At 69.4% G+C, this 23248-nt stretch carries 20 protein-coding genes; 14 read left to right on the top strand and 6 right to left on the bottom strand.

Translation table 11 applies throughout. The features are described from left to right. Positions 1 to 25 precede the first annotated feature (25 nt). From ASD43_RS00555 to ASD43_RS00525, 7 genes are all read left to right on the top strand, one after another. On the top strand, positions 26 to 1243 hold the full coding sequence (locus ASD43_RS00555) for an ADP-dependent glucokinase/phosphofructokinase (RefSeq protein ID WP_056412173.1): 1218 nt from the start codon (positions 26 to 28) through the stop codon (positions 1241 to 1243). After that, positions 1240 to 2238 carry a class I mannose-6-phosphate isomerase gene (locus ASD43_RS00550; protein ID WP_056412171.1) on the top strand — a complete coding sequence of 333 codons (999 nt, stop codon included), beginning with the start codon at positions 1240 to 1242 and terminating at the stop codon, positions 2236 to 2238. Before ASD43_RS00555 ends, ASD43_RS00550 begins: the two co-directional genes overlap by 4 nt. A gap of 45 nt (positions 2239 to 2283) precedes the next feature. Further along, positions 2284 to 2790: a DUF3817 domain-containing protein gene (locus ASD43_RS00545; RefSeq protein ID WP_056412167.1), complete on the top strand. Its 507-nt coding sequence runs from the start codon at positions 2284 to 2286 to the stop codon at positions 2788 to 2790. Next, positions 2787 to 4373, top strand: coding sequence for a glutamine-hydrolyzing GMP synthase (gene guaA, locus ASD43_RS00540; RefSeq protein ID WP_056412163.1), 1587 nt, complete (start codon positions 2787 to 2789; stop codon positions 4371 to 4373). The genes ASD43_RS00545 and guaA overlap by 4 nt, the downstream gene beginning before the upstream one ends. Positions 4374 to 4517: 144 nt before the next feature. Next, the gene (locus tag ASD43_RS00535; RefSeq protein WP_056412160.1) at positions 4518 to 5456 is read left to right on the top strand and encodes an L-lactate dehydrogenase; all 939 of its coding nucleotides are present in this window, start codon (positions 4518 to 4520) and stop codon (positions 5454 to 5456) included. Between the two features lie 114 nt (positions 5457 to 5570). Next, positions 5571 to 5999 (top strand): YciI family protein, encoded by a 429-nt coding sequence (locus ASD43_RS00530; RefSeq protein WP_056412157.1) that lies wholly within the window; start codon positions 5571 to 5573, stop codon positions 5997 to 5999. 1 nt (position 6000) lies between these two features. After that, on the top strand, positions 6001 to 7290 hold the full coding sequence (locus ASD43_RS00525; protein WP_056412154.1) for an RNA polymerase sigma factor: 1290 nt from the start codon (positions 6001 to 6003) through the stop codon (positions 7288 to 7290). 89 nt (positions 7291 to 7379) lie between these two features. Here the strand turns inward: ASD43_RS00525 and ASD43_RS00520 are convergent, their stop codons facing one another. Together ASD43_RS00520 and ASD43_RS00515 are read right to left on the bottom strand one after the other, a co-directional pair. Then, the gene (locus ASD43_RS00520; protein ID WP_056412151.1) at positions 7380 to 7652 is read right to left on the bottom strand and encodes a GlsB/YeaQ/YmgE family stress response membrane protein; all 273 of its coding nucleotides are present in this window, start codon (positions 7650 to 7652) and stop codon (positions 7380 to 7382) included. Between the two features lie 165 nt (positions 7653 to 7817). Further along, the gene (locus ASD43_RS00515; protein ID WP_056412147.1) at positions 7818 to 8747 is read right to left on the bottom strand and encodes a Bax inhibitor-1/YccA family protein; all 930 of its coding nucleotides are present in this window, start codon (positions 8745 to 8747) and stop codon (positions 7818 to 7820) included. An 87-nt stretch (positions 8748 to 8834) separates the two neighbouring features. Between ASD43_RS00515 and ASD43_RS00510 the strand changes: the two genes are divergently transcribed. Continuing rightward, positions 8835 to 9821 (top strand): glycerophosphodiester phosphodiesterase family protein, encoded by a 987-nt coding sequence (locus ASD43_RS00510; protein WP_056418787.1) that lies wholly within the window; start codon positions 8835 to 8837, stop codon positions 9819 to 9821. 98 nt (positions 9822 to 9919) lie between these two features. Here ASD43_RS00510 and ASD43_RS00505 read toward each other — a convergent pair whose 3' ends face one another. Beyond that, positions 9920 to 10315 carry a YccF domain-containing protein gene (locus ASD43_RS00505; protein WP_056412144.1) on the bottom strand — a complete coding sequence of 132 codons (396 nt, stop codon included), beginning with the start codon at positions 10313 to 10315 and terminating at the stop codon, positions 9920 to 9922. 166 nt (positions 10316 to 10481) lie between these two features. Between ASD43_RS00505 and ASD43_RS00500 the strand changes: the two genes are divergently transcribed. The 4 genes from ASD43_RS00500 (at position 10482) to ligD (ending at position 18196) form a co-directional block, all read left to right on the top strand. After that, complete coding sequence (locus tag ASD43_RS00500; RefSeq protein ID WP_056412141.1) at positions 10482 to 13343, top strand: lamin tail domain-containing protein; 2862 nt, start codon at positions 10482 to 10484, stop codon at positions 13341 to 13343. Positions 13344 to 13447: 104 nt separating this feature from the next. Continuing rightward, the gene (locus ASD43_RS00495; RefSeq protein ID WP_056412138.1) at positions 13448 to 15907 is read left to right on the top strand and encodes an ATP-dependent helicase; all 2460 of its coding nucleotides are present in this window, start codon (positions 13448 to 13450) and stop codon (positions 15905 to 15907) included. 26 nt (positions 15908 to 15933) lie between these two features. Next, positions 15934 to 17103 (top strand): SseB family protein, encoded by a 1170-nt coding sequence (locus tag ASD43_RS00490; protein WP_056412135.1) that lies wholly within the window; start codon positions 15934 to 15936, stop codon positions 17101 to 17103. 40 nt (positions 17104 to 17143) lie between these two features. Then, complete coding sequence (gene ligD, locus ASD43_RS00485; protein WP_056412132.1) at positions 17144 to 18196, top strand: non-homologous end-joining DNA ligase; 1053 nt, start codon at positions 17144 to 17146, stop codon at positions 18194 to 18196. A 3-nt stretch (positions 18197 to 18199) separates the two neighbouring features. On the opposite strand, the gene ASD43_RS00480 is transcribed toward ligD, so the two are convergent. Both ASD43_RS00480 and ASD43_RS00475 read right to left on the bottom strand, forming a co-directional pair. Beyond that, the gene (locus ASD43_RS00480; protein WP_056412129.1) at positions 18200 to 19243 is read right to left on the bottom strand and encodes an ATP-dependent DNA ligase; all 1044 of its coding nucleotides are present in this window, start codon (positions 19241 to 19243) and stop codon (positions 18200 to 18202) included. A 45-nt stretch (positions 19244 to 19288) separates the two neighbouring features. Further along, positions 19289 to 20740 (bottom strand): phytoene desaturase family protein, encoded by a 1452-nt coding sequence (locus ASD43_RS00475; RefSeq protein WP_056412127.1) that lies wholly within the window; start codon positions 20738 to 20740, stop codon positions 19289 to 19291. Positions 20741 to 20781: 41 nt separating this feature from the next. Here ASD43_RS00475 and ASD43_RS00470 point away from each other — a divergent pair, with 41 nt between their 5' ends. Further along, positions 20782 to 21267: a hypothetical protein gene (locus ASD43_RS00470; RefSeq protein WP_157550651.1), complete on the top strand. Its 486-nt coding sequence runs from the start codon at positions 20782 to 20784 to the stop codon at positions 21265 to 21267. Positions 21268 to 21283: 16 nt separating this feature from the next. Here ASD43_RS00470 and ASD43_RS00465 read toward each other — a convergent pair whose 3' ends face one another. Then, positions 21284 to 22228: an SDR family oxidoreductase gene (locus ASD43_RS00465; protein ID WP_056412122.1), complete on the bottom strand. Its 945-nt coding sequence runs from the start codon at positions 22226 to 22228 to the stop codon at positions 21284 to 21286. A 123-nt stretch (positions 22229 to 22351) separates the two neighbouring features. On the opposite strand from ASD43_RS00465, the gene ASD43_RS00460 reads away from it, so the two are divergent. Beyond that, positions 22352 to 23242, top strand: coding sequence for a helix-turn-helix transcriptional regulator (locus ASD43_RS00460; protein WP_056412119.1), 891 nt, complete (start codon positions 22352 to 22354; stop codon positions 23240 to 23242). Positions 23243 to 23248 lie beyond the last annotated feature (6 nt).

Here is a 23248-nt window from a genome sequence, read left to right as displayed (position 1 = left end):
GGGCCACGAGGAGGACGATCGTCGGATGATCGGTGAAGCGGGCGTGGCAGCACGCGACAGGCAGCTCGTGCTCGGGCTCGGCGGAACGGTCGACTTCGAGCTCCGGTGGGATTCCGCCGTGGTCGAGCGACTCGCGCGCGAGCTGCGCGTGCGCCGACACGAGTTGACGCCCTCGGCGCCGATCACCGACGAGCGCTCCCTTCTGGTGACCATCCTCGCGTTCGTCGCGGCGGGCACGGGCGCGGAGCGGTTCGTCGCCTCCTCCGAGATCCTGGAGCGGTTCGCGGGGCACTTCGCGTACGACGTGACCCTCGGCGGCACGGGGGTGCGGGCGGGGCTGGTGCTCGACAGCCTCGGCATCCCCAGCGTCCAGCATCTGGTGAGCATCGACGACAACGTGCGACGACTGCTGCCCCCGGCCATCACCGTCCTGTCCTCCGCCACGCGCGACACGCTCGACCCCCACCTGATCGTGCAGTATCCGGTGGGGGCGACCGTGCGCCTCGTCGACGGCGACATCGTCTCACCCGCGGCCAATCGGCTGATCTTCGCGAACGATCCGCCGAACCGCGAGATGGTGATCGCCGAGGGGCTGCCGGATGCGCTCGCCACGGCATCCGCCTTCCTGATCTCCGGGTTCAACACGATGCAGGACCATTCCCTGCTCGAAGAGCGCCTCGACGACATCGCCCGCGCGCTGCCTCGACTCCCCGCGGACGCGCTGGTCTACTACGAGGACGCGGGCTTCTACACGCGCGCGTTCGCCGAGACCGTGCGCAGGCGGCTGCTGCCGAGCATCCACGTGTACGGGATGAACGAGGACGAGCTGCAGGAATACGTCGGGCATCCGGTGAACCTGCTCGATGCGGCCGACGTGACGTGCGCGCTGGAGGAGGTGCAGCGGATCATCCCGGTGCCGGCTCTCGTCGTGCACACCCGGTACTGGGCGATCGCCGTCGGCCCGCAGTCCGCACGTCATCGCGAGGCGCTCGAGAGCGCCGTCCGCGTCGCCGCCACGCGCTATCGCGTCGGCGACGGCTTCACGCCGGAGGAGGCAGAGGCGACGGCTTCGATGCCGCGGCACTCCGGCGGTTCGCAGCTGGTCGCAGAGGTCGAGAGGAGCATCACGGATGCCGTCGGCGTGCCCGCCTTCTCGCTCGACGTCGCGCATCCCACGACGATCGGCCTCGGCGACAGCTTCGTCGGGGGATTCCTCGCCGTGCACGCCGAGAACGGACGATGACCGTGAACCCGATACTGCTGCCCACCAACCGCCCGCCCGAGCGCTTCTACCGGGGCGGCGCGCGGCTCGACGCGTTCCGCCGCGAGCACGGAGCCGCGGACCGGGTCCCGGAGGACTGGGTGGGATCGACCACCACCATCCGCGGAGAGGAGACGCTCGGGCTCACGACGCTCCCGGACGGACGTGTGCTGCGCGACGCCGTCGAGGCCGATCCGATCGCGTGGCTGGGTGCCGCGCACGTCGAGAGATGGGGCGCCGACACCCGGCTGCTGGTGAAGATCCTCGACGCCGGTCAGCGCCTGCCGGTGCACGCGCACCCTCATGACGACTTCGCGGCGAGCCACCTGGGTCGCGCGCACGGCAAGGCCGAGGCGTGGTACATCCTCGAGGGCGGCACCGTGCACGTCGGAGTGCGTGACGACGTCGACCTCGCCCGCCTCTCCGCGCTGGTGACAGCGCAGGACGTCGGTGCGCTCCTCGGTCTGCTGCACGCGATCGACGTGGCGCCGGGCGATGTCGTCTGGGTGCCTCCTGGCGAGCTCCACGCGATCGGCGCCGGAGTGCTGCTCCTCGAACTCCAGCAGCCCGAGGATCTGTCGATCCTGCTCGAGTGGGACGGCTTCGCGATCGACGGACCGGCTCTCGGCCATCTCGGGCTGGGCTTCGATCTCGCCCTCACGGCGGTGAACACCCGGGCACGCAGTCTGGAGGACATGCGCGATCTCGTGCGGTCCGCGCCGGCGAGCGGGTCCGTGTTCCCGGCGGATGCGGATCCGTACTTCCGACTCCATCGGATGCGGGTCGATCGGGCCGCCACGGTGGAGCAGGGGTTCTCGATCGTGGTCGTCACGGAAGGGGCACTCGAGATCGGTGTCGCGGGGTCGGCGGGGGAGCGGCTCCGCTCCGGGAGCACCCTCCTCGTCCCCTGGAGTGCGGGTCCCCTCGACGTCGCCGGCGTCGGCGAGCTGCTGATCGCCCGGCCCCCGGCCACGTAGCTGCGACTCGTTCGTCCGCAATTCCACCCCGACTAGACTGAGGGCATGCCCGAACCGAAAGTCGCCAGCTTTCCGGCGATCCGCGGTGCGCTGAAGTTCTACCAGATCGCGTCGATCATCACCGGAGTCATGCTGCTCCTGCTGCTGACCGAGATGGTGCTGAAGTACACGCCGATCCACCTCGAACTCTTCCTCGGGGGCTCCGGAGGACCGCTCTGGTTCGCGGGCGTCCTCGCGGGCCCGGACTGCCAGTGGTGGTCGCTGTTCGCGCCGATGACCAATTCCTGCGAGATGACCTCGCTGGGTGACGGGTTCAACCTGTCGCTGTTCATCCTCGTCGCGCACGGCTGGTTCTACGTCGTGTACCTCTTCGCGTGCTTCCGCATGTGGAGCCTGATGCGCTGGCCGTTCCCCCGCTTCATCCTCCTCGCCCTCGGTGGTGTGATCCCGCTGCTCTCCTTCTTCATGGAGAACGTGGTCGCCCGCGAGGTCAAGACCTATCTCGCCACTCGAGAGGCCGCACAGGCCCCCGCCCCGGAAGGTGTCCGTTGACCGAACAGTCAGAGACCCAGCAGCGCCCCGCACTCGTCGTCGATTTCGGCGCGCAGTACGCGCAGCTGATCGCCCGCCGAGTGCGTGAAGCCGGCGTCTACAGCGAGATCGTGCCGCACACGGCCACTGCCGAGGAGATCGCGGCGAAGAACCCGGTCGCGATCATCCTCTCCGGCGGGCCGTCGTCGGTGTACGAAGAGGGCGCTCCCCGCCTCGACCCCGCGGTGTTCGAGCTCGGGGTCCCGACGCTCGGCATCTGCTACGGCTTCCAGTACATGGCGCAGACGCTCGGCGGCGAGGTCGCGAACACGGGCCTGCGCGAGTACGGCGCCACCGACGCGGTCATCACGGGCGACGGCGGCACCCTGCTCGGCGGGCAGCCTGCAGAGCAGAACGTGTGGATGAGTCACGGCGACCAGGTCGCCAAGGCCCCCGAGGGCTTCGAGGTCCTCGCGACCACTGAGGCGACCAAGGTCGCCGCCTTCGCGGATCCGGAACGCGGCTTCTACGGCGTGCAGTGGCACCCCGAGGTGAAGCACTCCGATCACGGCCAGCAGGTCATCGAGAACTTCCTGCACCGCGGTGCGGGGCTCGCTTCCGACTGGAATCCCGACAACGTGATCGCGGAGCAGGTCGCACGCATCCGTGAGCAGGTGGGTGACGCCCGCGTCATCTCCGCGCTCTCAGGTGGCGTCGACTCCGCCGTCTCGACCGCGCTCGTGCACAAGGCCATCGGCGATCAGCTCACGGCGGTGTTCGTCGACCACGGTCTGCTGCGCAAGGGCGAGCGCGAGCAGGTCGAGCAGGACTACGTCGAATCGACCGGCGTCCGCCTCATCACGGTCGACGCGGCAGAGACCTTCCTGGGTCACCTCGCCGGGGTCACCGACCCCGAGGAGAAGCGCAAGATCATCGGTCGTGAGTTCATCCGGGCGTTCGAGAAGGTGCAGCTCGACCTCGTTGCCGAGGCCAAGGCCGCAGGCGGCGCACCGGTCAAGTTCCTCGTGCAGGGAACGCTCTACCCCGATGTCGTCGAGTCCGGCGGCGGAGCGGGTACCGCCAACATCAAGTCGCACCACAACGTGGGCGGACTGCCCGACGACCTCGACTTCGAGCTGATCGAGCCGCTGCGGGCGCTCTTCAAGGATGAGGTCCGTGCGATCGGCCGCGAGCTCGGCATCCCCGAGGCGATCGTCGGACGCCAGCCGTTCCCCGGGCCCGGTCTCGGTATTCGGATCATCGGCGAGGTCACGCAGGATCGGCTCGAGATCCTTCGCGAAGCCGATGCGATCGCACGGGAGGAGCTCACCAAGGCGGGACTCGACCAGGACATCTGGCAGTGCCCGGTGGTGCTGCTCGCCGACGTGCGCTCCGTGGGCGTGCAGGGCGACGGACGCACGTACGGCCACCCCATCGTGCTGCGCCCGGTCTCGAGCGAGGATGCGATGACCGCCGACTGGACGCGCCTGCCGTACGACGTGCTGTCGAAGATCTCGAACCGCATCACCAACGGCGTCCGTGACGTCAACCGCGTGGTGCTCGATGTCACGTCGAAGCCGCCGGGAACCATCGAGTGGGAGTGACGAAGGAGCTCCCACTCGCGTGAGCACTCCGTGCACTCGACCGCGCCGGCGGGCGAGTGGGAGTGATCCCCCGCGGATGGTGCCGAACGGGCACGGACCATCACGGTCCGTGCCCGTTCGCGTCTCATCCGGCAGGATGAGCGTATGACCACGGCGCGGACGAAGATCACGGTTATCGGTGCAGGGAGCGTAGGGGTGAGCGTGGCGTATGCGGCGCTGATCCGGGGGAGTGCGGCCGAGGTCGCGCTCTACGACATCGCGACCGACAAGGTGGATGCCGAGGTGCTCGACCTCGCGCACGGCACCCAGTTCACCTCTGCCTCGGTCAGCGGCGGTTCCGATCTCTCGGTCGTCGATGGCAGCGACGTGATCGTGGTGACCGCCGGCGCGAAGCAGCAGCCGGGGCAGACCCGGATGGAGCTCTCCGGCATCAATGCGCGGCTGCTCGAGACGCTCATGCCGCAGCTCGTCGAGCGTGCGCCCCAGGCGGTGTTCCTCGTCGTGACGAATCCGGCCGATGTCATGACGGTGGTCGCCCAGCGCGTCTCCGGGCTGCCTCCCCACCGGGTGTTCGGATCCGGCACCGTCCTCGACACCTCCCGACTGCGCTGGCGTCTCGCGCACCGGGCGAACGTGAGCACGGCGAGTGTCCACGCCGACATCGTGGGCGAGCACGGCGACACCGAGTTCCCGCTGTGGTCCAACGCGACGATCGGATCCGTGCCGATCCTCGACTGGCCCGCCGACGAGCCGTTCACGGTCGAGGAGCTCGACCGGATCGCGATCGAGGTGCGTGACGCGGCCTACGCCGTGATTCGCGGCAAGGGCGCCACCAACCTCGCGATCGGCGTCAGCTGCGCCCGGATCGCCGAAGCGGTCCTGCGGGACGAGCGGGCCGTCCTCCCCGTCGCGACCGTGCTCGACGGCCAGTACGGCATCGACGGCGTCGCGCTGTCCGTGCCCTCTGTGGTGGGCGCGGCGGGTGCGGTGCCGCTGGGGGAGACGCCCATGAGCGCGCACGAGAGGGCTCAGCTGCACGCATCCGCCGCGGCGATCCGCGCGGCGATCGACGAGCTCGGATGAACCGATCGCAGAGAATCTCGGATTTCTTCGGCGACGATGTCGATCTGCGGTGTTCCCGTTCGACGTCCTGAATGAGAGGGTCGAGAGACGGCCCCATCCACCGAGGAGAACACCATGAAGTACATGCTGATCATGCGATCGAACGACGACGCGGTCGAGGCGTACGAGGAGACGCCCTTCGAGGAGGTCATCGCGGCCATGGGCGCGTACAACGAGTCGATGATCAAGGCCGGTGTGCTGCTCGCCGGCGAAGGGCTCAGCGACGCCTCCGAGGGCTTCGTCGTCGACTTCAGCGCCGAGAAGCCGCTCATCACCGACGGCCCCTACGGCGAGACCAAGGAGCTGTTCAACGGCTTCTGGATCATCGAGGTCGCATCCCGTGAGGAGGCCGCCGAGTGGGCGAGTCGCGCTCCGCTGGGAGCAGGGTCGTTCCTCGAGGTGCGACGGGTGACCGACGAATCCGACTTCCCGGCCGACAACGAGTGGATCGAGAAGGAGAAGGGCTGGCGCGCGGACGAAGAGGCGCGCCGCGCTCAGCAGTGAGATGACAGAGGCTCACGACAGCGATCCGGCCCGCCCCGCCCCCGACGAGGGCGCGCGGCGGGCCGTCGCGGCCGTGTGGCGCATCGAGTCGGCGAAGATCGTCGCCACCCTCACACGCATGGTCGGCGACTTCGGCCTCGCCGAGGATCTCGCTCAGGAGGCGCTGCTGGACGCGTTGCGCCAGTGGCCCGTCGAGGGGGTGCCGCGCAACGGAGCCGCGTGGCTGACGGCGGTGGCCAGACGCAAGGCGGTCGACGGGTGGCGTCGGCGCGAACGGCTGGACGAGCGGATGGCGGTGCTCGCCCACGACCTGGAGCGCGAGCAGCATGCGGCGACCGATGCCCCGCCGTGGGACCCGGATGCCGTCGACGACGACGTGCTCCGGCTGATCTTCATCTCCTGCCATCCCGTGCTCTCCCGCGAGGCCCAGGTCGCCCTGACCCTGCGTGTCGTGGGCGGCCTGTCGAGCGAGGAGATCGCTCGGGCCTTCCTGGTCCCGACGGCGACCGTGCAGCAGCGCATCGTGCGCGCGAAGAAGACCCTCGCTGCCGCGCACGTGCCGTTCGAGATGCCCCCTCGCGAGCAGCATGCGGAGCGGCTGGGTGCGGTCCTCGGCGTGCTCTACCTGGTCTTCAACGAGGGGCACTCGGCCAGCAGCGGACCCGACTGGATGCGCCCCGAGCTGAGTGCCGAGGCGATCAGACTCACGAGAGTGCTCGCGGCGCTGATGCCGCGAGAGCGGGATCCGCTCAGCCTGCTCGCCCTGATGGAGCTCACGGCTGCACGCTTCGCCGCGAGGGTCGACGCGAACGGGGATCCCGTGCTGCTCGCCGATCAGGATCGGCGGCGTTGGGATCGCGGCCGGATCGCGCGCGGGCGCGATGCGCTGGCACGGGCAGACGCGCGCGGAACAGGTCGCGGCGCGTACGGACTGCAGGCCGCGATCGCGGAATGCCATGCGGTGGCGGCCTCGGTGCAGGAGACCGACTGGGACCGCATCGTCGTGCTCTATGAGGCACTCGGCCGTATCGCACCGTCACCCGTGGTCGAGCTCAACCGGGCGGCGGCCGTGGCGATGGCTGTGGGTCCGGCATCCGCACTGCAGATCGTGGATGCTCTCGCGGCCTCGGGCGCCCTGGCCGGGTATCACCTGCTTCCTGCGACCCGAGCGGAGCTGCTGCTGCGCCTCGGTCGTCGGGACGAGGCCCGAGGCGAGTTCGCCGTCGCTGCGGCGCTGGCCGGGAACGAGCGCGAGCGCGCGCTGCTCGCCGCCAAGGCCGTGGAGAGCTGACGACGCACCGCGCACACGAAGAACCGCCCTCGCCCACAGCAGAGCTGTCGACGAGGGCGGTTCTGTTCACCGCGCGAGGCGCGATGTGGTCAGCTGCGGGCCTTGTTGCCGCGACCGACGATCAGGCCGTAGATGAGCAGCACGATGATCGAGCCGCCGATGGCGAGGAGCCAGCTACTGATCTCGAAGAAGCTGTCGACGCCCTTACCGAAGATGGCGGAACCGATCCATCCACCGAGGAGAGCTCCGACGACACCGAGCAGAAGAGTGACGAGCCAGCCGCCACCCTGCTTACCGGGGAGGATGAGCTTTGCGATGGCGCCTGCGATCAGGCCGAGAAGAAGAAATCCGAGAAAACCCATGGTCTGCTCCTTGCTTACTGTGTAAAACCCCTGGGGTGCCGGGGGTTCGTGTGACCACTATTCCTCAGCTGAGTATTTCCCGCATCCCCTTGCGCGGAGGGGTCCTCGTATGGCAAGAGGCCCGCCTCCCCTTTCGGGGAGACGGGCCTCTCGACGATGCTCGCGTCAGTTGTTGCCGCGCACGATCGCGATGATGCGCAGGATCTCGACGTACAGCCACACGACGGTGACCATGATGCCGAAGGCCCCGAGCCAGCCGTACTTGCGGGGAGCACCGTTGCGCACGCCCTGCTGGATCTGGTCGAAGTCGAGCACCAGGGAGTAGGCGGCCATGATGACGACGAGGACGCCGATGATGACGCCGAGCGGGATGCCCAGGATCTCGACCTTGCTGAGAAGACCGAAGGCCGCGCCCTCGCCGAGGACGCCGGTCCAGGTGAGCACGAGGTTGAGCAGCGAGAAGACCAGGTAGCCGACCATGGCGATCATGAAGATCTTCGTGGCCTTCTTCGACGCGCGGATCTTGCCGCTGGCGAAGAGCGCCAGTGTGACGCCGACGACCGAGACCGTCGCCAGAGTCGCCTGGAAGACGATGCCGGGGTAGAGGACCTCGAAGAACGCCGAGATGCCACCGATGAAGAGACCCTCGAAGGCGGCGTACGCGAAGATCAGCGCGGGGCGCACCTTCTTGCGCGAGGTGAACGAGATGACCATCGCGAGGACGAATCCGACGAGGGCGCCGACGATCCACGGCAGCATGTTGGGCTGGAACTGGTCGTACGGGTTCTGCACCGGGGCCGAGAGACCGCCGAGGGTCCAGACCCAGCCGATGGCGGCGGTGACCAGCAGGATGCCGAAGAGGCCCGCGGTCTTCCAGACCGTGTCCTCGACGGACATGCGGTCGGTCTCGATCGCGCCGGCCGGGGGAGCCGCGTACATGCCCTCCAGCTGGGCGTTCGCGGCGGCATCCATCGTGCCGTGCTGGAACGAGGCGGTCTGCGCACCCTGAGCGCCCTGCGGCGCACCCGGGTAGGTCGCGACGTTGCGCGGATCCTGCTGCTGGAACGCCGGATTGTTGAAGGCGAAGTTGCTCATGGTGGGCCTCACTCCAAAGGGGTTGTAGGTCGCTTTCCTCCACGATACCCGCCCGGGCGGGTCGTGAGGGTGTCCTACGCTGAGAGCGTGCCCAGCAAATCGCCCCTCGTGATCGGGCATCGCGGTGCGCCCGGCTACCGTCCGGAACACACCCGATCCTCGTACGAGCTCGCTCTCGCGATGGGGGTGGACGCCGTGGAGCCCGACGTCATCGCGACGAAGGACGGTGTGCTCGTCGTCCGGCACGAGAACGAGATCTCGGGGACGACCGATGTCGCGGCCCATCCCGAGTTCGCCGATCGACGCACCACGAAGCGCGTGGACGGACACTCGCTGACGGGCTGGTTCACCGAGGACTTCACCTGGGACGAGCTCGCGACGCTCCGCAGCCGCGAGCGGGTGCCCGCGCTGAGGGCATCCAGCGCGAGCTTCGACGGCGCGGAGCCGATCCTCCGTCTCGTCGACGTGCTCGACCTGGTGCGCAAGGGGGCACGAGAGCACGGCCGCGACATCGGCGTCGTGCTCGAGGTGAAGCACGCCACCCACTTCGCCGGTATCGGCCTCGATCTCGCTCCGCTGATCGAACGCGATCTGCGCGCCGCCGGCTGGGCCGACGGCGGGCTCCCGCTGATCATCGAGAGCTTCGAGCAGACGGTGCTGGGGCAGCTGAGGGCGTGCGGCATCGTGGCGTCCTACATCTACCTGGTCGAGGCGGCCGGACGCCCGTACGACCTGGTCTCCGCGCTCGGCGCGCACGCCCCCGACTATCCGTCCGCGGTCACCCCGCGCGGTCTCGACGAACTCGTCGGCACGGTCGACGGCGTCAGCGTCGACAAGCGGATGCTGCTCGCTGCGGGCAGCAGCATCGTCGCCGACGCCCATGCCCGCGGACTCGAGGTCTTCACCTGGACTTGCCGGCCCGAGAACTCCTTCCTCGCGAAGAGGTTCCGGGGGCGGGGCGGCCCCGCCGCGTTCGGCGACTACGAGGCCGAGTGGGGCGTCATCGCGGGCACCGGAGTCGACGGCGTCTTCGTCGATCACCCCGATCTGGGCGTCGCGTTCTTCTGCGGGTGAACATCGCGTTCCTCCGGCGGGACTGAGCGAGCTTCAGAGCGGGCCGAGAACGTCGGGCACGGCGCGATCCAGGTGCAGTGCGCGCAGCTGCCGAACGGTCAGAGGGTGCGGTCGAACGCGCCCTTGCGGGACACGATCTCCTTGCCGAGCGGCATCAGCGAGACCGGCACCATCTTGAAATCGGCGATACCCAGCGGGATGCCGATGATCGTGATGCACAGCGCGAGCCCGGAGACGATATGACCGATCGCCAGCCACCAGCCGGCGAGGATGACCCAGAGCACGTTGCCGAGGAACGAGCCGACACCCGAGGTCGGCTTGCTGACGATCTCGCGTCCGAACGGCCAGATGGCATAGCGCGCGATACGGAACGACGCGATCGCCCACGGGATCGTCACGATCGGGATGCACAGCAGGATCCCTGCGAGCATGTAGCCGAGGAACAGGGCGAGGCCGGCGAAGATCAGCCAGATGATGTTGAGGATCGTGCGCACGTCTCGATTGTCGCATCGGGAGGCTGAGCAACCGCCGCGTCGCCGAGCGGAGTCTGCAGGGTGAATGGCCACCGCTCGTTCACCACCCGTGCACCTGCGGGTCGTGCGGCAGCCACGCGGAATCGATGATGTGGGCTCACACCCCTCTGATTCCCTCAGGAGCCCCATGTCCCGCCTGCATCCCGCGGCTGCGGTCACGACGGTCTGCGCGCTCAGCGCTGCCGCTCTGCTCGCCGTGCCTCTCGCCGCCACCGGTGCCGAAACCGGCATCCGCATCAACGAAGTCGAATCCAGCGGAGGCACGCCCGGCGACTGGATCGAGTTCGTCAATTCTTCCGACTCCCTCGTCGATCTCAGCGGGTACGTCGTGAGGGACAACGGCGATGACGAGTCGTACACGTTCCCGGAGGGGACGACGGTCGCCCCCGGCGCCTATCTGGTGCTCGACGAGGTGAACGCCGGAGTCGGCGACTTCACCTTCGGGCTCGGCAAGGACGACCAGGTGAGACTCTTCGACCCGAACGGCGTGCTCGCCGACGAGACGGCCTGGACGCAGCATGCCGAGGTCACCTGGGGTGCGCGCGAGGTCGCGGGCACGATCGAGTGGGCGGCCACGAGCGAATCCACGAAGGGCGCGGCGAACGTTTTCGCGGCCGACAACCCGATGGACGGCACGATCGTCATCAACGAAGTCGATTCGCAGCCGGCGGACTGGATCGAGTTCTACAACGCGGGCGATGCTCCCTTCGACATCTCCGGGTACGAGATCCGCGACAACTCCGACGACCACCGCTGGCAGTTCCGGCCGGGCACCGAGATCGCGGCTGGTGGGTTCCTCGTCGTCGATGAGGCCTCCATCGGTCTCGTCGACGGCGTCGAGACCGCGTTCCGTGATCCGATCGGCATCGGCAGCGCCGACCGCATCCGTCTCTTCGACGCCACCGAGATCCTGGTCGACGACACGCTCCCGTGGTCGGGCCACGCCGCCATCGACGGTGACGTCGCCGCTGCGACGCTCGCACGCTGTCCCGACGGTGAGGGGGCCTTCGTGCTCAGCTACTCGACTCCGGGGGCTCCGAACTCGTGCGTGATGCCCGACGTCGTCATCAACGAGATCGAGTCCAACGGAGATGCGACCGACTGGGTCGAGGTCGTCAACACCGGCAGCACCCCGGTGGATCTCTCCGGCTGGACCGTGATGGACGGCGATCCGGTCGGCCATGCGGCGGAGGCGACTCCGCTGCCGGCTGACACGATCATCGAGCCCGGCGCCTACTTCGTGTTCGACCAGCCGACGGACTTCGTGTTCGGTCTGGGCAACGGCGACACCGTCACTCTGCGCGACGCGAGCCTCGGCGTCGTCGACGAGCACGTGTACGTCGAACACGCCGCAGGCGTGCTCGCCCGCTGCGCCGACGGCAGGGGAGACTTCGTCGACATCGCCGTCTCGACCAAGGGTGCGCGCAACGCCTGCGGCAACCCCGTGCGCATCAACGAGGTCGAGTCCGACGGCGGATCACCCGACGACTGGGTCGAGCTCGTCAACCCGACCGCATCCGCTCTCGATGTGTCGGGGATCGTCGTGAAGGACGAGGACGACACCCACTCCTACGCGATCCCGGCAGGTACGACGATCTCGGCCGGTGCGCATCTCGTGATCGAGCGCGCCGCTCTCGGTTTCGGACTGGGCGACGCAGACGCGGTGCGTGTCTTCGACGGTGACCTGCTCGTCGATTCGACGACGTGGGGCGCGGAGCACGCGACGACCACGTGGGGGCGCTGCCCCGACATCACCGGAGCGTTCGCCGCGACTGCGGAGAGCACGAAGGGCGTCGCGAACGTCTGCGCCGGAGAGATCGCGGTCTCGACCTGGCCCGGGTCGGCCGAGGTGCGCGTGCTCGACACCGCGCCGACGTTCCTCGAGGACAGTTCGGGCCTGGACGTGCAGGAGACGATGGACGGCGCGTTCCTCTGGGCCGTCGACAACGGCGACGGACGCATCTGGAAGCTGGAGGCCCACGCCGACGGCTCGTTCTCGCAGCTCGTGGGCTGGGAATCCGGCAAGCGGGTGCGGTTCCAGAAGGATTCCGCCGACCCGGACGCCGCGGGTCCTGACACAGAGGGCATCACGGTCGACGGCGACGGATACGTCTACGTCGCCTCCGAGCGCGACAACAGCACCAAGGGAGCGAACGAGAACACCGTGCTCAAGGTGGACCCGGAGGCGTCCTCCGGCGATCTCGTCGCCCAGCAGGAGTGGGACCTCACAGCTCTGCTGCCCGCCGTCGGTGCGAACCTCGGCATGGAGGCCGTGCAGTGGGTTCCGGACACCGCCCTGCACGGCACGCTCTTCGACGTCAACACGGGCGCGGCCTATGACTCGACCGACTACGCCGGTCACGGTGATGGCCTGTTCTTCGTCGCCGTCGAGGACAACGGTCATGTGTACGCCTTCGCGCTCGCTGCCGACGGCACCGCGACGCTGGTCTCGGAGATCGCACCCGGGCTCGACGGCGTCATGGCGCTCGACTACGACAGCGTGCTCGACGTGCTGTGGGCGGTGTGCGACGACGGCTGCCACGGTCAGTCGGCGCAGATCACGTTGAACGGCACCGCACAGCCCGGTGTGGCGCACTTCGCGCGCCCTGCCGGCATGCCCGACATCAACAACGAGGGCTTCGCGACCGCGCCCGCCTCGCTGTCGGTCGACGGACAGCGCCCCGTGTGGTGGTTCGCCGACGGCTTCGCCTCGGAGGCGCTGCGGGTGGGGACCCTGCCCGGCGCGACGAGCGAGAACCCCGGTGAGAACCCCGGTGAGAACCCCGGTGAGAACCCCGGCGAAGACCCCGGCGAGAACCCCGGCGGCCAGACGCCACCTCTGCCCGACACCGCTGTCACCGACGAGAACCGTGACAGCGGCGCGCTCGCGGTCACCGGAGCCGAGCTGCCGGTGGTGGCGGTGCTGCTGGCGCTGACGCTGGTGGTCGCCGGCATGATCGCGGTCGGTCGTCGACGCCGCACCGGCTGAGCCACGGATCGAGGAGGGAGGGTGCGCGGAGTCGCTCCGCGCACCCTCCGTCGTCGTGCGGTCGGTGCCGTCGTGTCGGTGGCTCAGCCTAGACTCAGAGGGCCATGACCGAAGCCCCTCTCATCGTCCCCGGATCCGTCGGCCCACGCTCCACAGGGGCGCAGGGGCAAGACGATCTGCTTGCCGGCCTCAACCCTCAGCAGCTCGAGGCTGTGACCTATCGCGGCCCCGCTCTGCTCATCGTGGCGGGTGCCGGTTCGGGCAAGACCAGCGTGCTCACGCGCCGCATCGCGTCGCTCCTGAGGTCGCGAGAGGCCTGGCCGAGCCAGATCCTGGCGATCACCTTCACCAACAAGGCCGCCGGCGAGATGCGCGAGCGCGTCGAGGGGATCGTCGGCGAGGCGGCGAAGGGCATGTGGATCTCGACGTTCCATTCCGCGTGCGTCCGCATCCTGCGCCGCGAGGCCCAGCAGTTCGGCTTCACGAAGTCGTTCACCATCTACGACTCCGGTGATTCGCGCGCGCTCATCAAGCGACTCGTCAAAGAGCACGAGGCCGATGCCTACGGGCTCACCCCTGGAGCGGTCCAGTCCCGGATCTCGAAGCTCAAGAACGAGCTGTCCGACGCCGACGCCTACGCGCGCCAGGCGAACATGTCCGATCCCGCCGAGCGCATCTTCGTCGAGCTCTTCGCCGACTACCAGCGCCAGCTGCAGAAGGCCAACGCCTTCGACTTCGACGATCTGATCGGGCAGACGGTGTACCTGTTCCGCGCCTTCCCGCAGGTCGCCGACACCTACCGCCGTCGATTCCGTCACGTCCTCGTCGACGAGTACCAGGACACCAATCACGCGCAGTACGCGCTGATCCACGAGCTGACGCGACCCGTGACGGGCGAGTCGTCCGACCCGTATGCCTCGAACGGCATGATGATCTTCGAGCCCGACACCGCCCCGGAGCTCGAGGGCGCATCCCTCACCGTGGTCGGTGACTCCGACCAGTCGATCTACGCGTTCCGCGGAGCCGACATCCGCAACATCAGCGAGTTCGAGCGCGACTTCCCCGGCGCGCGCGTCGTGCTGCTCGAGCAGAACTACCGCTCGACGCAGAACATCCTCTCGGCGGCGAACGCCGTGATCGGCAACAACTTCGACCGCAAGGACAAGAAGCTCTGGAGCGACAAGGGCGACGGTGACGCGATCATCGGCTTCACCGGATACTCGCAGCACGACGAGGCGCAGTTCGTCGCCGACGAGGTCGAGTCGCTGCGGCGTTCCGGTATGCCCTACTCGGAGATGGCCGTCTTCTACCGCACCAACTCGCAGTCGCGTGCGCTCGAAGAGATCTTCATCCGCTCCGCGGTGCCGTACAAGATCATGGGCGGCACGAAGTTCTACGAGCGTGCCGAGATCAAAGACGCTCTCGCCTATCTCGTCGCGGTGGCGAATCCCGCCGACGAGATGGCTGTGCGGCGCATCTTGAACAAACCGCGTCGCGGCATCGGCGACGTCTCCGAGTCCGCCATCGCGCGTTTCGCCGATGCGCACGAGATCACCTTCCGTCAGGCTCTGTCGGTGCCGGACCAGCTGGGTTTCGGTCCGAAGATCCAGGCGGGGATCGCCCAGCTCGACGCGGTGCTCGCCGAGGCGACCGAGATCATGCTGCCCGCGTCGGGTGAGCTCCCGCCGCCGACCTCGGTGGCCGACGGGCTGAGCGTGTTGCTGTCGAAGAGCGGGTACCTCGACGCGCTCCGCGCCAGTCGCGACCCGCAGGACGAGGCGCGGGTCGAGAACCTCGACGAGTTCGTCGCGGTCGCCCGGGACTTCGCGCGCAACAACCCCGAGGGCACCATCGTCGACTTCCTCACCGAGGTCGCTCTGGTGTCCGACGCCGATGACCTCGACGACGAGTCGGGCTCCGTCTCGCTGATGACGATGCACACCGCGAAGGGGCTCGAGTACGACGCCGTCTTCGTCACCGGAGTCGAAGAAGACCTGATCCCGCACCGCATCTCGGCCGGCGAACCGGGTGGGCCTCAGGAGGAGCGCCGTCTCTTCTACGTGGGCATCACCCGCGCGCGCAAGCGCCTGCACCTGTCGCTGGCGATGACGAGGGCGCAGTTCGGCGAGGTCACGGTCGCCATGCCGAGTCGGTTCCTGCAGGAGATCCCGGCGGGGCTCATCGACTGGCGCCAGTCGCCGGGCGACGTGAACTCGCGCGGAGGAACGCAGTCTCGTGCGCTGAATGCGCGCCGAGCAGGTGGCTTCGGCGGCTCCGGATCCGGGTCGGGCGACCGCTTCGCGGTCAAGCAGCTCCCCGGACGCGACGCGCTGAAGCCGCTGTCGACGGCCATGGACAAGTTCCCGAACCGTGTCACGGCGAAGATGCGCGACAACGGAGATCTCGAGCTCACCGCCGGCGATCGCATCCGCCACTCCGACTTCGGCGAGGGGCGCGTCGACGCCGTGACCGGCGAAGGGGCCAAGCGCATCGCGCACGTGCGCTTCGACTCCGCCGGTCAGAAGAAGCTCCTCATCAAGGTCGCACCGATCGAGAAGATCTGAGGCGACCTGCGGTTAGGCTGGCTGATATGGCCCTGTTCTCACGCCGCAAGAAGTCCGCAGACGACGTCGTCGCCGACCAGAGCGAGACCCAGCCCGACACCGAGGGTACCGAGGTCGTGCCCGACGCGGAGGCCGCCTCCGTCACGGACGCCGCCTCCGCACCGGATGCCGCCCCCGAGCAGGCGGAGGTCGCACCGACCATCGGCATCTCGGTGCAGGCGTTCCGCGGGGTGGGCGCGCAGGCGGGACCCGAGGTCGCTCTGCCCGACCCCGACGCCACCTCCGCGGCTCCGTCCGCGACCGCAGGCACCGCGGCGCCGTCGGCTCCTGCGGCAGCACCCGCACCCGAGCCCGTTCGCCGACTGCCGCTGGCCCCCGCGCTGCCCCCGGAGCAGACCGAGACGGTCGCAGGCATGAAGGACAACGTCCTGCTGCGCGAGTCGCTCAAGGAGATCGAGCAGGGCGCGACGAACGAGCAGCTCCTCGGAGTGCTCCGGCAGGCACTGCAGGGGCACCTCTACATCCGCGTGAACGGCGACGCCCGCGCCCAGATCAGCGAGGGCAAGCCGCTCGCGGTCGCTGTCGTGCGCGATGGCGAGCGTCAGTTCATGCTCGGCTTCAGCTCGGCCGCCGCCGTGCGCGACTCGGTGCAGCTCGAGAAGGACCCGGCGGCGACCTCGGCTGTCGCCCAGCCGGTGACCTCGGTGCTGCAGCAGGTCGTCTCGGGCGACTTCGCCGGTCTGATCGTCGACAATGCGTCGACGCCGCACCGGGTGGTGTTCCCCACCGAGCTGCTGCAGAAGGCTCTCGAGCAGGCCGATGTCGACATGACGGTCAAGTCGCTCATCGCCGCTCCCCGCCAGCAGGACTCGGAGGCGAAGGTGGGCGAGGCGCTCGCCAAGACCCGCATGTGGGTGGCCGTGAACGAAGGCGGCACCGGCGGGCAGGTCGGGATCGCCGAGGCGCAGACGCCGGACGGACGACGGTTCCTGCAGCTCTTCTCGCACCCTCTGGAGGTGCTCGCGCTGGGCCGAGGCGATCGACCGCTGCCGTTCGAGCCTTCGCAGCTCGCCTCGCTGCTCTCGAATCACCTCGACATGGCCGGCGTCATCATCGACCCCGCGGGTCCGAGCATCGTCGTGGAGCGCGACGCGCTCACCTCGGTGCTGATCATGTCGGTCGACGTGGGGGAGTGACCCACTTCCGCACGTCGCAGCCGCGCTCTAGGGTCGGAGCATGGCCTCAGAACGCATCCCCCTGACCGTCTCGGATCCGGATGCCGAGCGCGAGGTCGTGCTGTCCAGCCCGAATCGGGTGATCTGGCCCGACGCGGGGATCACGAAGGCCGAGCTCGCCGAGTACCTGCAGATCGTCAGCGGGCCGTTCCTCGAGGCGAACGGCAACCGGCCCGTCTCGCTCGAGCGGTTCCGTGACGGGATCGGCAGCGACGGCTTCTTCTCGAAGAACCCGCCCAAGGGCACGCCCGAGTACGTGGATGCGGTGACCGTGACGTACAACAGCGGCCGACGGCATCCGCAGATCGTGCTGAACCGGCCGAGCGCGATCGTCTGGGCCGCGCAGATGAACACGATCGTCTTCCATCCGTGGGCCTCTCTCGCCACTGATCCCGACACCCCCGTCGAGTTGCGGATCGATCTCGACCCGCAGCCCGGCACCGGCTTCTCCGATGCGATCGTCGCCGCGCACGCTCTGCGCGAGGTGCTGAGCGAGGCGGGACTCGACGCGTTCGTGAAGACGAGCGGCAACCGCGGTCTGCACGTGTTCGCCCCCATCGAGCCGTCGCACGAGTTCCTCGAGGTCAGGCACGCCGTGATCGCCGCCGGTCGGGAGCTGGAGCGTCGCATGCCCGACCGGGTCACCATGAACTGGTGGAAGGAAGAACGCGGCGAGCGGATCTTCATCGACTTCAACCAGGCCAATCGCGACCGCACGATGGCCGGGGCGTACAGCCCGCGGGCGCTGCCGGGGGCCACCGTGTCGATGCCGGTGCACTGGGACGAGCTCGACGGTCTCGACCCCGCGCGGTTCACCGTGCGCAGCGTCCCGTCGCGGCTCGAGGAGGTCGGCGACGCCTGGGCGCGGATGCAGCAGAAGCCGGGCCGCATCGACACGCTGCTCGAATGGTGGCAGCGCGACACCGAGGCCGGGCTGGGGGAGCTGTCGTTCCCGCCGGAGTTCCCCAAGATGCCCGGGGAGCCGCCGCGCGTGCAGCCCAGCAAGAAGGTCGCCGCGCACTGGGACGAGAACGGCGACGCCGTCGAGGAGTGAGCGTCAGCCGAGGACGTCGGCGAGATCGTAGCCGGCGACGGTGTCGAGCTGGTCGTAGGTGCACGAGCGCGCGTCGCGGTCGGGTCGCCAACGCGCGAACTGCACGGTGTGCCGGAAGCGCGATCCCTCGAGCTGGTCGTAGCGCACCTCGAGCACGCGCTCGGGCCGCAGTCGCACGAACGAGACGTCCTTCGAGCCGCTGAACCGCGAGCGTTCGCCCTCGTCCGTCACCGCAGCACCCGCGTCGTCTCGTTCGACGAGCGGGGCGAGCTCGTCGACGAGCTCCCTGCGGCGCGCGTCGCTCCAGGCGGCGACGCCGCCCACCTGCCGCAGCGTCCCGTCCGAGTCGAAGAGCCCGACGAGCAGCGAGCCGACGCCGGATCCCGACTTGTGGATGCGGTAGCCGAGGGCGACGACGTCGGCGGTGCGCGCGTGCTTGACCTTGATCAGAGTCCGCGTGCCCGCGGCGTAGGGCTGATCCAGGGGCTTGGCCACCACACCGTCGAGGCCCGCGCCCTCGAACTCCTGCAGCCAGCGCACGGCGGCGTCGCGGTCGCGTGTCGTCCGCGTGATGTGCAGCGGATGCGCGACCTCGGACATCAGGGCCTCCAGCCGGGTGCGACGCTCCTCGAACGGCGTCGTCAGCAGGTCCTCCTCACCCACGGCGAGCAGATCGAAGGCGATGAACATGGCCGGGGTCCGGGTCGCCAGCGTCGCCACCCGCGACGCCGCAGGATGGATGCGCTGGCTCAGAGCCTCCCAGTCGAGGCGCTGTTCACCGAGCGGTCCGGTGGCGACGACGATCTCGCCGTCGAGCAGACACGGCTGCGGCAGGACCCGTGGAACCGCCTCGACGAGCTCCGGGAAGTACCGGGTGAGCGGCTTGGCCCCGCGGGAGCCGATCTCGACGCTGTCGCCGTCCCACGCGAGCAGGCCGCGGAACCCGTCCCATTTGGGTTCGAACAGCAGTCCGCCGGCGTACTTCGCGGGGTCGGGCACCGTCGGTGCCGCCTTCGCCAGCATCGGGGAGGGGATCACGTAGCGCATGGGTCCATCCTGGCGAACGACGTGCCGCGGCAGAAGGGCCTCGGCTCAGCCGAACACGTCGTCGAGCGTGACGCGCGTGCCGGCGTCTCGCAGCGCGGTGTGTGCGGCGTGCCAGCCGGCCATGCCGTTGACGCCCGGGCCCGGCGGGGTGGAGGCCGAAGCGAGGTAGACGCCCCGCATCGGGGTGCGCCAGGGGGCGGTGCTGAGGATCGGGCGCCGGATCGCCTGCGGGATCGTGAACGCGCCGCCGAGGATGTCGCCGCCGATCTCCGACGGGTTGATCGCCTCCCGCGAGGAGGCGGGCACCGAGTGGTGCGCGAGGATCAGGTCGCGGAAGCCGGGCGCGAACCTCTCAATCTGTCGTGTGATGAGTTCGGTGGCGTCGAGATCGGAGCCGTGCGGCACATGGATGTACGCCCACAGCACGGCCTTCCCCTCGGGCGCGCGGGTGGGATCGAAGATCGAGGGCTGCACGGTGAGGGCGTAGGGGCGTTCGCTGACGCGCCCGCGGGCGACCTCGTTCTCGCTCCGCCACACCTCGGCCCTGGTGCCGCCGATGTGGACGGTCGGTGCGAGGGCGACCTCGGGGTGCGCCCAGGGGATGGGGCCGTCGAGGGCGAAGTCCACTTTCGCGGCGCCCGGTCCGTAGCGGAAGCCGCGGATCGAGCGCGCGTAGCGGGCGGGGACGTCGGGGTGGGTGAGGGCGAGCCGGGGCGAGGTGTTCAGCATCAGCAGGTCGCCGAGCGACGGGTCGCCCCAGTCGAGCGCGTCCAGATCCGTGACGTGGTGCCCGGACTCGACGGACCCGCCATGTGCCTCGAGATCGGCGACGAGGGCATCCGCGATCTGCTGCGACCCGCCGCGCGGGTACACCCAGCCGCCGGCGTGGGCCTCGGCGGCGAGCAGCAGGCCGGCTGCTGCTCCAGCGAGGGTGGGGAGCGGTGTCGGAGGATGCGCCAGCACGCCCGCGATCAGCGCGGCGGCCTCTTCGGTGCGGAACGTGCGCGCGGCCAGGGCGGTGCCCTGGTCGAGCATCCGCAGGGCGAAGCGCAGAGCGGTCAGCGGGTGGCGGGGGATCCGCAGCATCTGATTCCCGGTGAAGTCCGCGACGCCCTCGACGTGCGTGCTGAGCGGGCGCAGGAGAGCCAGCCACGCGCGCTCGTCGACCCCGAGCGCGGCTGCGGTGCGCTCGATGTCGCGCCACGCGATGCCCGCTCTGCCGCCGTCGAGAGGGTGCGCGTACGAGACGTCCGGGTGGATCCACTCGATGCGTTCGGACAGACCGAACGCCTGGAAGAACGGGGAGGCGACGGCGGAGGGGTGCACGGCCGCGCACACGTCGTGCCGGAAGCCGGGGAGCGTCGAGTCGAGGGTGCGGAGACCGCCGCCGATGGTGTCGGAGGCTTCGAGGACCCGCACCTCGTATCCCGCGCGGGCGAGTGTCACGGCCGCCGCGAGGCCGTTCGGTCCGGAGCCGATGATCGTCGCGCGTGCCATACCGCCAGTCTTCCACGTCCGGACGTGAGATCCTTGGAGAGATGAATGAAGTCCAGGGGCCTACCCCCACCGGAAACTCCCGCCCATACCGCACCCTCGCCGAAGCGCTCCGCGCACACCGGATCGCAGTGGAGAACCACGAGTTCATCACCGCCATCGCCGACGCCATCGGCATCTCGTCGTACATCGACCGGGGGCGCTACATCGAGGCGGTCCGCCGTGGTGAGGGCGCCAGCCTGCACATCGGCAAGACCTACACCAACGGCTTCACCGAGGACGAGGTCGTCGTCGTCGGTTCGACGCCGCTGCGCCTGCGGGCGAGCGAGGGACGTGCACCCTACTTCTACGTGACGCACCCGAGCGAGTTCCGTCCGATCGCTCCCGTCAAAGCCAAGCGGTCGACGACTCCTCGTGTCGCGGCGGCCCCGAGCACCCCGCGCACCCCGAAGCCGGCCGAGCGCGACTACGGGGTGTGCGACGTCTGCTTCATGGTGAAGACGCCCGCCGGCGGTTGCGGCTGCGACTGACCCCGGCGCTCACCGCTCACCGATCACCGAAGGACACCCCGGTGAGCCCTTCGGAGATGTTCCAGACACGCGCGGCCGTCGCATCGTCGCGCAGCCGCGGGTAGAGCTTCTGCGCGGCGGGCGCGCCGCCGAGGTGGGCGATGCCCGAGGGCCCGAAGAACTCCCCTCCTCGCACGTCGACGGAGGTCGCGGCGAGGACCGCAGGCAGCGCGGCGCTCTCGGCGGTCCCGAACAGGATCCCGCGCCGCGACAGCGCATCGATGACCCGTCGTGCGGTGGTCTGCGTGGCGCGCCCGAGCTCGGGCTGCGCCGCCAGGAGGTTGGTGGGGGCGACGCCGGGGTGCGACAGCACGCTGGTGATGCCCCATCCGTCCCGGCGACTGCGGCGATCCAGTTCGAGCCCGAACAGGCCGACGGCGATCTTCGACTGGCTGTATGCGCGCATGCTGTCGTACGAGCGCTCCCACTGCAGGTCGTCGTCGTTGAGGGATCCCCGCTCGGCCGCGATGCTGATCTGCGAGACGACGCGGGCCGACCCCGCCCTGAGCAGGGGGAGCAGCCTGCCGACGAGCGCGAAGTGCCCGAGGTGATTCGCCCCGAACTGCAGCTCGAACCCGTCGGCGGTGGTGCGCCGGGTCGGCGGGGTCATCACTCCGGCGTTGTTCACGAGGATGCCGATCGGGGTGCCTTCCCCGGTCAGCGTCTGCGCCAGTGCGGCCACCGAGTCGAGCGATGCGAGATCGAGGTCTCGCAGCGACAGCGACCCCTGCGGTGCCGAGCTCCGGATCCTCTCGATCGCACGCTCGCCCTTCTCGCGGTCGCGGACGGGCATGATCACCTCGGCGCCCGCGGCGGCGAGCCGGGCGGCGATGCCGAGTCCGATCCCGTCGCTCGCTCCGGTGATGACGGCCCTGGTGCCGTGGAGGGCGGGGATGGTGAGGTCGGGGGTTCTGCGTGGCATGGTCTCTCCTGTTCGCCGATGCATCGATGCTCCTCCGCTCCGACGATGCGAACCAGGGATCGCCGATCCGTGGATCGCCGAGATGCCGGCTGGTAGAACTGACAGGACGAGGGGGAGGCGCGCATGGCCGTGGACAGACAGGGGCTCGCGGAGTTCCTCCGGGGACGACGCGAGGCGCTGCAGCCCGAGGACGTCGGACTGCCGCGGGGGGAGCGGCGCCGCACCAGCGGGCTCCGCCGCGAGGAGGCGGCGGCGCTCAGTCACATGTCCACCGACTACTACGCGCGTCTGGAGCAGGAGCGGGGGCCGCAGCCCTCCGAGCAGATGATCGCGGCGATCGCTCAGGGGCTGCACCTCTCGCTCGCCGAACGCGAGCACCTGTTCGCCCTCGCAGGTCATACGCCGCCGGCCAGGGGCACCGAGAGCGATCACGTGAGCCCGGGGATGCTGCGCATCTTCGACCGTCTGCACGACACCCCGGCCGAGGTCGTCACGGAGCTGGGCGAGACGCTGCGGCAGACGCCGCTCGGAGTCGCGCTGGTCGGCGATCTCTCGCGCCTGCGCGGGCCGGAGCGCAGCATCGGTTACCGGTGGTTCACGGATCCGCGCTTCCGCCTGCTCTACCACGAGGAGGACCGGCCCTTCCTCTCCCGCCTGTGGGCGTCGGGTCTGCGCGAGATCGCGGCGCTGCGGGGACCCGCTTCACGTGCCGCGCGCTACGTCGCGCTGCTGCAGGAGCGCAGCGAGGAGTTCCGCATCCTGTGGGAGGCGCACGAGGTGGGGCTGCGCCCCCGAGCGGTGAAGCGCTTCCTGCATCCGGAGCTCGGGTCGATCGAACTCGCGTGCCAGACGCTCGTCGACCCGGTGCAGTCTCATTCGCTGCTCGTGTACACCGCCGCACCGGGAAGCGAGAGCGCCGAGAAGCTGCGACTTCTCGGGGTCATCGGGGCCGAGCGGTTCGGAGCCGAGCGGCTCTCGGCCGCCGAGCCGCTCGCGCCGCCTCCGGAGGGCTGAGGACCG

It is taken from the genome of Microbacterium sp. Root553, assembly GCF_001426995.1.
Lineage (GTDB): Bacteria > Actinomycetota > Actinomycetes > Actinomycetales > Microbacteriaceae > Microbacterium.
The sequence above is the reverse complement of the archived record's forward strand: the minus strand, read 5'-3'. Positions and strand labels throughout refer to the sequence as shown.

Coding starts and splice junctions, on each gene's coding strand:
- ASD43_RS00555 (WP_056412173.1), top strand. CDS start 26: ATGATCGGTGAAGCGGGCGTGGCAGCACGCGACAGGCAGCTCGTGCTC.
- ASD43_RS00550 (WP_056412171.1), top strand. CDS start 1,240: ATGACCGTGAACCCGATACTGCTGCCCACCAACCGCCCGCCCGAGCGC.
- ASD43_RS00545 (WP_056412167.1), top strand. CDS start 2,284: ATGCCCGAACCGAAAGTCGCCAGCTTTCCGGCGATCCGCGGTGCGCTG.
- ASD43_RS00535 (WP_056412160.1), top strand. CDS start 4,518: ATGACCACGGCGCGGACGAAGATCACGGTTATCGGTGCAGGGAGCGTA.
- ASD43_RS00530 (WP_056412157.1), top strand. CDS start 5,571: ATGAAGTACATGCTGATCATGCGATCGAACGACGACGCGGTCGAGGCG.
- ASD43_RS00525 (WP_056412154.1), top strand. CDS start 6,001: ATGACAGAGGCTCACGACAGCGATCCGGCCCGCCCCGCCCCCGACGAG.
- ASD43_RS00520 (WP_056412151.1), bottom strand. CDS start 7,652: ATGGGTTTTCTCGGATTTCTTCTTCTCGGCCTGATCGCAGGCGCCATC.
- ASD43_RS00515 (WP_056412147.1), bottom strand. CDS start 8,747: ATGAGCAACTTCGCCTTCAACAATCCGGCGTTCCAGCAGCAGGATCCG.
- ASD43_RS00500 (WP_056412141.1), top strand. CDS start 10,482: ATGTCCCGCCTGCATCCCGCGGCTGCGGTCACGACGGTCTGCGCGCTC.
- ASD43_RS00495 (WP_056412138.1), top strand. CDS start 13,448: ATGACCGAAGCCCCTCTCATCGTCCCCGGATCCGTCGGCCCACGCTCC.
- ASD43_RS00490 (WP_056412135.1), top strand. CDS start 15,934: ATGGCCCTGTTCTCACGCCGCAAGAAGTCCGCAGACGACGTCGTCGCC.
- ligD (WP_056412132.1), top strand. CDS start 17,144: ATGGCCTCAGAACGCATCCCCCTGACCGTCTCGGATCCGGATGCCGAG.
- ASD43_RS00480 (WP_056412129.1), bottom strand. CDS start 19,243: ATGCGCTACGTGATCCCCTCCCCGATGCTGGCGAAGGCGGCACCGACG.
- ASD43_RS00475 (WP_056412127.1), bottom strand. CDS start 20,740: ATGGCACGCGCGACGATCATCGGCTCCGGACCGAACGGCCTCGCGGCG.
- ASD43_RS00470 (WP_157550651.1), top strand. CDS start 20,782: ATGAATGAAGTCCAGGGGCCTACCCCCACCGGAAACTCCCGCCCATAC.
- ASD43_RS00465 (WP_056412122.1), bottom strand. CDS start 22,228: ATGCCACGCAGAACCCCCGACCTCACCATCCCCGCCCTCCACGGCACC.
- ASD43_RS00460 (WP_056412119.1), top strand. CDS start 22,352: ATGGCCGTGGACAGACAGGGGCTCGCGGAGTTCCTCCGGGGACGACGC.